Consider the following 10,996-nt stretch of genomic DNA (forward strand, 5'->3'; position numbering starts at 1 on the left):
TCTCGCACCAACCCTGGTCACCCGGCAGCCTTTCGTTCGCGACTGCGGGGCTCGCAAAACCGGCTCGCTCCTCGCGCTTCACCAACGAGGGAGCGCGCTGTCCCGGTCCGGGTCGCCGCCGAGCGCGGCGATGCCGAGCCAGTCGGCGCACACGTCGGACGTGGCCGGGTGCAGCGAGCCGCAGCGGGCGTCCCGGTAGAGCCGCTCCAGCGGATGCCCGCGCCGGGTCGCCGAGGTGCCGGCCGCCTCCAGCATCGAGGCCGCGACCTCGGCGGCGGTGGTGCCGGCCAGCAGCTTGGCCCGCCACACCCAGCGGTTCGTCTCGGCGTCGCCGGGCGCCTCGTCGACCCGGCGGGCCGCCTCGGCGACCACCAGTTCGGCGGCGGCGGTGGCCGCGTCCGCCCGGCCCAGGCGGGCCCGCACCGCGGGCAGCCCGGCGAGGTTGCGGGCGTTGAGGTGCTCGGCGGCCGCGTCGATCGCGGCCCGGGCCACGCCCACGTAGACCGCCGCGTAGCTCGCCACCAGCCAGTGCGGCATGAGCTGCGCGACCACCAGAGCCAGCCCCTCGACGCCGCCGAGCAGCCGGTCGGCCGGAACCGTCACGTCCAGGTGCACGTCGTGCGACGAGGTGGCCCGCATGCCGAGCGAGTCCCAGGTGGGCTCCACGGTGATCCCGTCCCCGGCCGGGACCAGGAACTGCGACACCACCGACTGGTCGGCGGCGCTGCGGGCAGCCACCAGGTAGCCGTCCGGGTGGCCGGCGCCGGAGCAGAACGTCTTGCTGCCCTTGATGTGCCAGCCGCCCTCGACCGGCTCGTAGACGGTGCTGAGCTGCGACAGCCGGGCGCCTGCGCCGCGTTCGCTCATCGCCACCGCGTACCAGGCGCCGTCGGCCGCCGCGCGCAGCAGCCGGTCCCGCGCCGCCAGCGCCTCATCCGGTACGCCGAGCGCCTCGGCCAGTTCCTCGGTGACCGCGCCCAGCGCGCCGGTGACCGAGGCGTGCATGTTGAACACCAGCGCGGTCGCGCCGTTGCCCCGGGCCAGTTCGGTGGCGACCGCCGCGTACTCGGCGAAGCTCGCGCCCGCGCCACCCAGCTCGGGCGGCACCATCAGCCCGAACAGCCCGGCCGCCCGCAGGTCCGCGAAGTCTTCCACGGGGAACGAGCCGTCGCGGTCGTGCCCGGCCGCGCGGGCGGCCAGTCGCGGCGCCAACCGGCGGGCCGCCTCCAGCGCGTGCACAGTCATGTCGCCCCCTTCTCGGCGTCCCTTTACCCCGGGCGGCCCCGGCTACCCGCCCCGGCGCCCCCAGCCCTGGTACAGCACCGCCGCCGACCAGGTCGGCACCATGCGCGGCTCGGTCCTCGCCGGACGGTCGCCGCCGCGCATGCGGCGCAGCAACCAGGCAAGCGTGCCGCCCAACTCCGGGCGGACCCCGCGTACCTCGAGCGACACGCCGTGCCGGGCGCACTCGGCGACGAGCGCGCGGGCGTCGACGAACAACCGGGGGTCGTGGATGCCGCGCGGCACTGTGGGCAGCCGTTCGCCCAGCTCCACCGCGACCAGCCGGGCCAGCAGCGTGTCGTTCAGCGTGTCCAGCACCAGCAGGCCGCCGGGCCGCAGCAGCCGGCACGCCTCGGCGACCGCGCGCCGCCAGTCCGGCACGTGCTCCAGCACCTCCCCGGCGGAGACCACCGCCGCGCAGCCGTCGGTCAGCGGCACCGCCGTCGCGTCGCCCTGGACCGCTGTCACCCCGTGGTCGGCGGCCTGGTCCAGCGCGGAGCGGGTCAGGTCCACCCCGACGTGGCGGTAGCCCTTGCCGGCCAGGTGCGGGGCCAGCAGCCCGGCGCCGCAGCCCAGATCGACGAGCAGATCGTCCGGCGTGGACGCCGGTGGCACCAGCGCCGCGCGCGCCCGCGCCAGCCAGTGCAGCATCGCGAACGCGCCGTCCGGCCGCCACCACTCGTCGGCCAGATCGTCGTACTGCCGGGGGTCGTTCGGCGGCAGCACCCGGTGCGGAGTGGACACCCCGGGCACGTCAGGCATGCGTCGAGCGTGGCACGACTGCCCGGTAACGACCAGACTTCCCTTATGTCGACACGGGTGTTAGGGCTGGTCAAGGCGAGCCATCCGGAACCCGCTGCGGCGGTCACCGTGGTCGCCGCGCTGCTCGCCGCCGGCGCCGGGCACTCCGCGGCCGGCGTCGCGGCGGTGGCGCTGACGGTGCTGGCCAGCCAGCTCGCTGTCGGCTGGAGCAACGATCTGATCGACGCCGAGCGGGACGCCGCGGTGGGGCGTACCGACAAACCGGTGACCACCGGCGCGGTCAGCCGGCCGGCGCTGGCCCGGGCCGTCGTGGTCGCCGCCGTCGCCACCCCGCTGCTGGCGCTGGCCGGCGGCCCGGCCGCGGCGGCCTGCGCCACGCTGGGCCTGGTCTCCGCGCTGCTCTACAACCGGCCGCTGAAGTCGACGGCGGTGTCGGTGCTGCCCTACGCGGTCTCGTTCGGCGCGCTGCCCGCGTTCGTGGTGCTGGCGCTGCCCGGCTCGCCCGCGCCGCCGGCCTGGCTGGTGGCCGCCGCCGCGCTGCTGGGCGCCGGCGCGCACTTCGCGAACGTGCTGCCCGACCTGGCCGACGACGCCCGGACCGGGGTGCGCGGCCTGCCGCACCGGCTGGGCCCCGCCGGCAGCCGACTCGCCGCCGCCGGGCTGCTCCTGGCGGCCACCGTCGCGCTGGTCTTCGGCCCGCCGGGACCGCCGTCGTGGGCCGGGCTGTCGGCCGTCGCCGCCGCCGTCGCCGTGCCGGCCCTCGGCTGGTACGCGGGACGCGCCGCCGCCGGACGCTCGGCGAGCGCCTTCCGGGCGGTGCTGGTGGTGGCGCTCATCGATGTGCTGCTGCTGGTGACGAGCGGCCGGGTGGTCTGACGGTCTCCCTCGCCGGGTGGCATTGCCGGGTCCGCGTGCGGGCCTCGATCAGCTCCAACTACCCTGGAGCGCGGTCTGCGCGGGTATGGCCACCCCGTGCCCGGTGGTCGACCGGGCGGGGATCGTGACGAGGAGGACCGACGTGACGCGCTCGATCAGGGGTTCCCGGGGGCCGGCCCTGCTGCTGGCCGGCACGGCGGCGGCGAGCCTGCTGCTGTCCGGGTGCGGCACCGGGCAGATTTCCGAGACCGCCAACAAGATCCCGTCGGTACAGGGCGTCAACGTCCAGACCTCCGACAACCTGTACAAGGTGCGCGGTCTCTACGTGCGGACGCCGGGGCCGAAGGGCTACGAGGCGGGGTCGAACGCGCCGGTCAACGTGGTGATCTACAACGACAGCGAGAAGCCGGTGACCGTGACGGTCACCACCGACAGCGCCCGGGAGATCGTGCTCACCGGTTCCGGCGCGGGCGAGAGCGGCGCCGCCACCCCGACCGGTTCGCCCACCGAGCCGGGCACCGCCTCGCCGACCGCGAGCGACCCGAGCGCGTCGCCGAGCCAGTCACTGGGGACGTCCGAGTCGCCGTCGGCCAGCCCGTCGCCGAGCGAGACCGGGTCCGCGCCCGCCGGTCAGCCGGCCCGGATCGAGATCCCGGCGCTCAGCTACGCCCAGCTCAACGCCGACAACCCGCGGTTCCTCCAGCTCGTCGGCCTGAACCAGAAGCTGCTCGTCGGCCAGCAGGTCAACCTGACCTTCGACTTCGGCGACGGCAAGGTCATCACGACCCCGGCGCCGATCGGCATCCCGCTGACCGCGGAGCCCACCCCGTCCAAGATCGTCAACCCGCGTGAGCACGGGGCCGAGGACGGTGGCGTCGAGGGCGGCCACTGACCTCCGTCCTCCTTCCGTCGGCACCGCCGCCGTGGCCAGCGCCACGCCGGCGGTGTCGCCGTTTCCGGTGGGCTTTCGTCGTACGGGACGGTTAGCGTCCTGTGGTGACCACGCCCCGATCGACCCCCTCCCGTGCCGGCGCCGGCCGCGGTCGCGCCGCTCGCGAGCCCCGTCCGGCCTACGAGTGCGACGCCTGCGGTCACCAGCCCCCGAAGTGGGTGGGCCGGTGCCCCGAGTGCGGCGAGTGGGGCTCGGTGGTCGAGTCCACGATCACCGGCCCGCTGGTCTCCGGCCGGGTGGTCAGCTCGCGGATGCCGGCCGAGCCGGCCCGGCCGATCGCCACCATCAGCGCCGCGCCCGCCCGCGCCCGGGCCACCGGCGTCAGCGAGCTCGACCGGGTGCTCGGCGGCGGCCTCGTTCCCGGCGCGGTGGTGCTGCTCGCCGGTGAGCCGGGCGTGGGCAAGTCGACGCTGCTGCTCGACGTGGCCCAGCAGTGGGCCGCCGGGGCCGGCAGCCCGTCGCTGGTGGTCAGCGGCGAGGAGTCGGTCAGCCAGGTGCGGCTGCGCGCCGAGCGGATGGGCACCCTGCACGACCAGCTCTACCTGGCCGCCGAGAGCGACCTGTCGGCGGTGCTCGGCCACCTCGACGCGGTCAAGCCCGGCCTGCTGGTGCTCGACTCGGTGCAGACCATCTCCACCACCGGCACCGAGGGCGTGCCCGGCGGCGTCACCCAGGTCCGCGCGGTCACCGCCGCCCTGGTCGCGGTCGCCAAGGAGCGCGGCATCGCCACCGTGCTGGTCGGCCACGTCACCAAGGACGGCCAGGTGGCCGGCCCCCGGGTGCTGGAACACCTGGTCGACGTGGTGCTGCACTTCGAGGGCGACAAGCACTCCTCGCTGCGCATGGTGCGCGGCGTGAAGAACCGCTTCGGCGCGGCCGACGAGGTGGGCTGCTTCGAGATGCACGAGGGCGGCATCAGCAGCCTGGCCGACCCGTCCGGCCTGTTCCTGACCCGCTACTCCGAGCCGGTGCCGGGCACCTGCGTGACGGTGGCGATGGAGGGGCGCCGGGCGCTGGTGACGGAGGTGCAGGCGCTGATCGGGGCCACCGTCGCCGGTTCGCCCCGGCGTACCGTCTCCGGCCTCGACAGCGCCCGGCTCGCCATGGTTCTCGCGGTGCTCCAGCGCCGGACCGAGCGGCTCACGCTGCACGACCGGGAGGTCTTCGCCGCCACTGTCGGCGGCATCCGGGTGGTCGAGCCGGCGGCCGACCTGGCGGTGGCGCTCGCGGTCGCCTCCGGCGGGCTCAACCTGGCGCTCAACCCGCATCTGGTGGCCATCGGCGAGGTCGGGCTCACCGGCGAGGTACGCCGGGTCGGCGCGGTGCCCCGCCGGCTGTCCGAGGCGGCCCGGCTGGGCTTCCGGCTGGCCCTCGTGCCGCCCGGGTGCGGGCCGGAGAGCAGCGGCGCCGGGCCGGAGAACATGCGCGTGATCGAGGTCACTGACGTGCGGGCCGCCCTCCAGACCGCCGCCCGCGCATCGGCGGAGTGACACGGTGGGATCCGCCGGGCGTTCCCGGACACGCGGCGCAGCCCGTGAAGAGCCGCCCGAGCCGGGCATCGTGACACATCACAGTAACCACGAGAGCACCCACCGCACGGCAGTCCGTAGACTGTGCCCGTGCCGATCGACCGCGATGCCACCAAGCCCGCAACGGCGACGCCGCACGCCCGTACCGGCGCCGTGAGCGGCAACCCCGCTCGTGCCATCAGCGTGAGCGTCAACGGAAGCGTCGGCGGCGGGGCCGGTGGCGACCCGCTGCGCGCCAACCTCGCCCTGATGGCTCCCGGCACCGCCCTGCGGGACGGCCTGGAGCGGATCCTGCGCGGCCGCACCGGCGCGCTGATCGTGCTCGGCTACGACAAGGTGGTCGAGCAGATCTGCACCGGCGGCTTCCCGATGGACGTGGAGTTCTCCGCCACCCGGGTCCGGGAGCTGTGCAAGATGGACGGCGCTGTCGTCCTCTCCAGCGACGGCACCCGGATCGTGCAGGCCGGCGTGCACCTGATGCCCGACCCGTCGATCCCGACCGAGGAGTCCGGCACCCGGCACCGCACCGCCGAGCGGGTGGCCCGGCAGACCGGCTACCCGGTCATCTCGGTCAGCCAGTCGATGCGGATCATCAGCCTCTACGTCAACGGCCAGCGGCACGTGCTGGACGACTCGGCGGCCATCCTGTCCCGCGCCAACCAGGCGCTGGCCACGCTGGAGCGCTACAAGCTGCGGCTGGACGAGGTCTCCGGCACGCTCTCCGCGCTGGAGATCGAGGATCTGGTCACCGTCCGCGACGCGGTGGCTGTGGTGCAGCGGCTGGAGATGGTCCGCCGCATCGCCGACGAGATCGCCGGTTACGTGGTGGAGCTGGGCACCGACGGCCGTCTGCTGGCCCTTCAGCTCGACGAGCTGATGGCCGGCGTGGACGCCGACCGCACCCTGGTCATCCGCGACTACCTGCCGGTCGGCCGCAAGTCACGCACCCTGGACGAGGCGCTCGTCGAACTCGACCTGCTCAGCGCCACCGAGCTGATCGATCTCGTGGCTGTCGCCAAGGCGATCGGCTACCCGTCCGCCTCCGACGCGCTCGACGCGGCGGTCAGCCCGCGCGGGTTCCGCCTGCTCGCCAAGGTGCCCCGGCTGCCGGTCGCCGTGGTCGACCGGCTGGTGGTGCACTTCGGCAGCCTCCAGCGGCTGCTCGGCGCGACAGTGGAAGACCTCCAGGCCGTCGAGGGCGTGGGCGACGCACGCGCCCGTGGGGTCCGCGAGGGCCTGTCCCGGCTCGCCGAGGCATCCATCCTCGAACGGTACGTCTGACCGACCGCTCAGCCGGTGATGGTCAGCTTCACCGGCTCGCTGATCTTGGTGCCGACGCGGGCGAACACCTGGTACGCGCCGATCGCCGCGAACTCACCGTTCGCGAGCCCGTTGGCGCACCGGTTGTCCACCCGGCCGTTCCAGCCCAGCTCGTAGGAGCGCTCGAAGTTCGGCGTGAACGACTGCGGGTCCGAGCCCTTGCCGGTGCCGCACGTGTCCGAGGACCAGATCTTCTCCGCGCCCGCCTTGATGTACAGCTCCTGCAGATCGGCGCCCACGTCCCGGCTGCACGTCCGGTTCGACACGTTCTTGACCTTGAGGCGCAGCGTGACCACAGTGCCCCGCTGGGCGGTGGCCGGCACCGCGACCGGCGTCACCAGCAGCTCCGAGTCGGTGCAGTTGCCGTCGTCCGAGACCGGCTGCCCGTTCGCGCCGCCGTTACCGGTGCCGCCGCCGTTGTTCGCGCCGCCGCCGGTGTTGCCGCCGCCGTCGCCCGTACCGCCGCCGGTGTTACCGCCGGTGCTGCCGCCGCCCGCGTCACCGGCCGTCGGTGACGGGCTGCCCGACTGCGGGGTCAGCACCGAGCCGGACGGGGCCGGCTCAGCCCCGGCGGAACCGGTCGGCGACGGGTCCGTGCCCGGCGCGCCGGTGTTGCGGTCCGTGCCGGTGCACGAGTAGAGCAGGACAATCAGGAAGAGCAGGCCCGCTCCGAGCACGACGGCACGACGCCGCCAGTACACGGCAGGGGGCAGGGGGCCGACCGTCAGACGCATGATGCGCCTACCGTAGCCGCGCGGCGCACGGCTCGCCGGTCCGACGCGCCGGGAACCCGCCGCCGTACGGCCGCCTCCGTCCACACCGGATAGCCGCCACCACCGTCAGAGGTAGACCTTGCGCTGGTAGATCGCGTGCGCGCCGGCCACCCGGTCGAGGAAGAGCAACCCGGCACAGTGGTCGATCTCGTGCTGGAGCGCGCGCGCCTCGAAACCGTCGGTCACCAGCCGGACCGGCTCCCCGGTGCCCGGCAGCACGCCCTCGACCACCAGCCGGCTGGCCCGCTTCACGTCGCCGGTCAGGTCCGGCACCGACATGCAGCCCTCCCGGCCGGCCTTCCACCGGCTCGCCTCCACCACCCGCGCGTTGCAGAGCACGAACGTGCCGTGCACGGTGACCGCCTTCGGGTGCCCGGTGACGTCCACCGCGAACACCTGCGCGCTCACCCCCACCTGCGGCGCCGCCAGACCCACACAGCCGGGCGAGACCCGCATCGTGGCCACCAGGTCAGCGGCGAGGCGTACCACCTCGGCAGACGTCGGGTCGACCTCCGGGCCGGGTTGGCTCAGCACCGGCTCCGGGGCGGTGACCACCGGACGTACCTCGCCGGGGACGCCGAGCTTCTCCGGGGTCCAGCCGCCCAGGCCCGCGTACTCCGGCCCGGTCACAGCAGATCCGTGTCCGCCGGGCGGAGGCTGACCCCGACACCCAGCTCCGCCGCGACGCGGGTGAGCCGGCCGGCCACCTCGTCGGAGACGCCCGGCGGCAGCTCGACCTCGGCGACCACCACGTAGAGCGAACCGGTCAACCGCGTGCTCAGGTCGGTCACGTTCCCGCCCGCGTCGGTGAGCACCCGGGTCATAGCCGCCACGATGCCCATCCGGTCGGCGCCGTGCACCGCCAGCACGTACGGCTCCCCGGTGGGCTCACTGCCGCCGTCCGGCGTGACCGCGCGTACGGTGGCCAGCAGATGCCCGTCGGCGGCGAGCGGGGCCAGCGCGGCCTCGACGTCGGCGGCGGCCGGGCCCACGCAGATCAGGGTCATCGCGAAGTGTCCACGCAGCCGGGTCATAGTCGAGTCGGTGAGGTTCGCGCCGAGCCGGGCGAGGACCTCCGCGACGTCGGCCACGATGCCCGGCCGGTCCCGGCCGATGACGGTGATCGCGAGCTCGTTCATTCGGACATTCTGCCCCGTCGCCCATGATCGATCGCGCCCGGCCACCCTCCCCGCCCAACCTGCGGGAAAGACAGCCGTGACATGATCGGCGGCGCGATGTCCGAGCCCACATTCGCCACCCAGGTCAGCCGGTGGTACGAGCGCAACGCCCGCGACCTGCCCTGGCGCAAGCCGGGCATCGGCGCCTGGGCGATCCTGGTCAGCGAGGTCATGCTCCAGCAGACGCCGGTGGTCCGGGTGGTGCCCGCCTGGGAGGCGTGGCTGGCCCGCTGGCCGGATCCGCGCGCGCTCGCCGAGGACACCCCGGCCGAGGCGATCCGGATGTGGGGACGGCTCGGCTACCCCCGCCGGGCGGTACGCCTGCGCGAATGCGCGGTGGCCGTCGTGGAGCGGCACGGCGGCGTGGTACCCGACCGGCTCGATCATCTGCTGGCGCTGCCCGGCGTCGGCACGTACACGGCTCGCGCGGTCGCCGCTTTCGCGTACGGGCAGCGGCACCCCGTGGTGGACACGAATGTCCGGCGGGTGGTGTGCCGGGCGATCGCCGGTGAACCCGACGCCGGTCCGACGACCCGCCCGGCCGACCTGGTCGCCACCGAGGAACTGCTGCCGATCGAGCCGGCCGCCGCCGCGCTGGCGAGCGCCGCGTTCATGGAACTCGGGGCGGTCGTCTGCACCGCCCGCGCCCCGCGCTGCGCGATCTGCCCCGTCGAGTCGAGCTGCGCCTGGCGGGCTTCCGGCCAGGCGGCCCCCACGGGACCGACGCGCCGCCCGCAGCGCTACGCCGGCACCGACCGGCAGGTACGCGGGCTGCTGCTCGCCGTGCTGCGGGAGTCCACCGGGCCGGTGCCGCATCAGCGGCTGGACCAGGTCTGGCACGACGACGTGCAGCGGGCGCGAGCGCTGGCCGGCCTGGTCACGGACGGCCTGGTGGAACCGGTGGGCGAGGAGTCGTTCCGCCTGGCCGGCGACGGCCCCGCCGTCCCCCTCCCCTGACCGCCCCCACCCCACCCCTCCCACCCCGACCCCGCCTCCGCCTCCCCCCGTCCTCGACTCGCCCTCGACTCGCCCCGTTGATCATGAAGTTAGCAGCGACAAATCGGGCGCCAAGTGCGGTCAACCTCATGATCGACCACGGCGGGGCTGGGGCGAGGAGGGCGTGGTGGGTAGGCACGGAAAGGCGACGGCCCCGGTGGCTTTCGCCTACCGGGGCCGTCGCCCTCGAACTGTTCTTGCCTACGCGGCGTCGTCCGCGCCGGTGGCGGCGGTGCCGCCGAGGTCCGCCGGGACCGCGTCCGGCACGGCGTCCGGCCGGTCCGCGCCCCGGAAGACGAGCTTGGACTTGTCGATGTCCTCCGGGTCGCCCTCGCAGTCCACGACCACGATCTGACCCGGGGTCAGCTCGTTGAACAGGATCCGCTCGGACAGGTTGTCCTCGATGTCGCGCTGGATCGTGCGACGCAGCGGCCGCGCGCCCAGCACCGGGTCGAAGCCCTTCTTCGCGAGGTACTTCTTCGCGTTGTCGGTCAGCTCCAGACCCATGTCCTTGTTCCGCAGCTGGGTCTCGATCCGGGCGATCATGATGTCGACGATCGACAGGATCTCGTTCTGACGCAGCTGGTGGAAGACGATSGTGTCGTCGATSCGGTTGAGGAACTCGGGCCGGAAGTGCTGCTTGAGTTCGTCGTTGACCTTCTGCTTCATCCGGTCGTAGTTCGACTCGGAGTCCTCAGAGGCCTGGAAGCCCAGCGACACCGCCTTGGCGACGTCGCGGGTGCCGAGGTTGGTGGTCAGGATGATGACCGTGTTCTTGAAGTCCACGATCCGGCCCTGACCGTCGGTGAGGCGCCCGTCTTCCAGGATTTGCAGGAGGGTGTTGAACACGTCCGGGTGGGCCTTCTCGATCTCGTCGAAGAGGACCACGGAGAACGGCCGGCGGCGTACCTTCTCGGTCAGCTGCCCGCCCTCGTCGTAGCCGACGTAGCCGGGAGGGGCACCGACGAGGCGGGACACGGTGTACCGGTCGTGGAACTCCGACATGTCGAGCTGGATGAGGGCGTCCTCGCTGCCGAACAGGAACTCGGCGAGCGCCTTGGACAGTTCGGTCTTACCGACGCCGGACGGGCCGGCGAAGATGAACGAGCCGGACGGGCGCTTCGGGTCCTTCAGGCCGGCCCGGGTACGGCGGATCGCCTTCGAGACGGCCTTGACGGCGTCTTCCTGGCCGATGACGCGCTTGTGCAGCTCGTCTTCCATGCGCAGCAGGCGCGAGGTTTCCTCCTCGGTCAGCTTGTAGACCGGGATGCCGGTCCAGTTGCCGAGGACCTCGGCGATCTGCTCGTCGTCGACCTCGCTGACGACGTC

Annotated in this window: 11 protein-coding genes; 5 read left to right on the forward strand and 6 right to left on the reverse strand. The window is 73.8% G+C overall.

All coding sequences use genetic code 11. The features are described from left to right. Positions 1-78 precede the first annotated feature (78 nt). Positions 79-1,245 (reverse strand): acyl-CoA dehydrogenase family protein, encoded by a 1,167-nt coding sequence (locus A8711_RS21640; protein ID WP_043327919.1) that lies wholly within the window; start codon positions 1,243-1,245, stop codon positions 79-81. A 42-nt stretch (positions 1,246-1,287) separates the two neighbouring features. Beyond that, on the reverse strand, positions 1,288-2,043 hold the full coding sequence (locus tag A8711_RS21645; RefSeq protein ID WP_069089196.1) for a methyltransferase domain-containing protein: 756 nt from the start codon (positions 2,041-2,043) through the stop codon (positions 1,288-1,290). Positions 2,044-2,088: 45 nt separating this feature from the next. Between A8711_RS21645 and A8711_RS21650 the strand changes: the two genes are divergently transcribed. The 4 genes from A8711_RS21650 to disA all read left to right on the forward strand — a co-directional run bounded on the left by A8711_RS21650 (position 2,089) and on the right by disA (position 6,681). Then, on the forward strand, positions 2,089-2,919 hold the full coding sequence (locus A8711_RS21650; RefSeq protein ID WP_069089197.1) for a UbiA family prenyltransferase: 831 nt from the start codon (positions 2,089-2,091) through the stop codon (positions 2,917-2,919). Positions 2,920-3,061: 142 nt separating this feature from the next. Beyond that, positions 3,062-3,811, forward strand: a complete 750-nt coding sequence (locus A8711_RS21655; RefSeq protein WP_043330867.1) for a hypothetical protein — start codon at positions 3,062-3,064, stop codon at positions 3,809-3,811. A gap of 104 nt (positions 3,812-3,915) precedes the next feature. Next, a complete protein-coding gene (gene radA, locus A8711_RS21660) occupies positions 3,916-5,361 on the forward strand; it encodes a DNA repair protein RadA (RefSeq protein ID WP_069089200.1) in 1,446 nt (481 codons plus the stop codon). 129 nt (positions 5,362-5,490) lie between these two features. Beyond that, complete coding sequence (gene disA / locus A8711_RS21665; protein WP_030502855.1) at positions 5,491-6,681, forward strand: DNA integrity scanning diadenylate cyclase DisA; 1,191 nt, start codon at positions 5,491-5,493, stop codon at positions 6,679-6,681. A gap of 8 nt (positions 6,682-6,689) precedes the next feature. Here disA and A8711_RS21670 read toward each other — a convergent pair whose 3' ends face one another. The 3 genes from A8711_RS21670 to A8711_RS21680 all read right to left on the reverse strand — a co-directional run bounded on the left by A8711_RS21670 (position 6,690) and on the right by A8711_RS21680 (position 8,632). After that, a complete protein-coding gene (locus tag A8711_RS21670) occupies positions 6,690-7,454 on the reverse strand; it encodes a hypothetical protein (RefSeq protein WP_043327918.1) in 765 nt (254 codons plus the stop codon). Positions 7,455-7,559: 105 nt separating this feature from the next. Further along, entirely contained in the window at positions 7,560-8,123 is a 564-nt protein-coding gene (locus A8711_RS21675) for a peptide deformylase (protein WP_043327917.1), read from the reverse strand. Then, positions 8,120-8,632, reverse strand: coding sequence for a glycine cleavage system protein R (locus A8711_RS21680; RefSeq protein WP_013288949.1), 513 nt, complete (start codon positions 8,630-8,632; stop codon positions 8,120-8,122). Before A8711_RS21680 ends, A8711_RS21675 begins: the two co-directional genes overlap by 4 nt. 96 nt (positions 8,633-8,728) lie before the next feature. On the opposite strand from A8711_RS21680, the gene A8711_RS21685 reads away from it, so the two are divergent. Next, entirely contained in the window at positions 8,729-9,628 is a 900-nt protein-coding gene (locus A8711_RS21685) for an A/G-specific adenine glycosylase (RefSeq protein ID WP_064446859.1), read from the forward strand. A 240-nt stretch (positions 9,629-9,868) separates the two neighbouring features. On the opposite strand, the gene A8711_RS21690 is transcribed toward A8711_RS21685, so the two are convergent. Next, positions 9,869-10,996: AAA family ATPase (locus tag A8711_RS21690; RefSeq protein ID WP_141707678.1), on the reverse strand; the 1,128-nt coding region annotated here is incomplete at its 5' end.

The sequence above is a fragment of the Micromonospora sp. II genome (assembly GCF_001709195.1).
Classification (GTDB): Bacteria; Actinomycetota; Actinomycetes; order Mycobacteriales; family Micromonosporaceae; genus Micromonospora; species Micromonospora chalcea.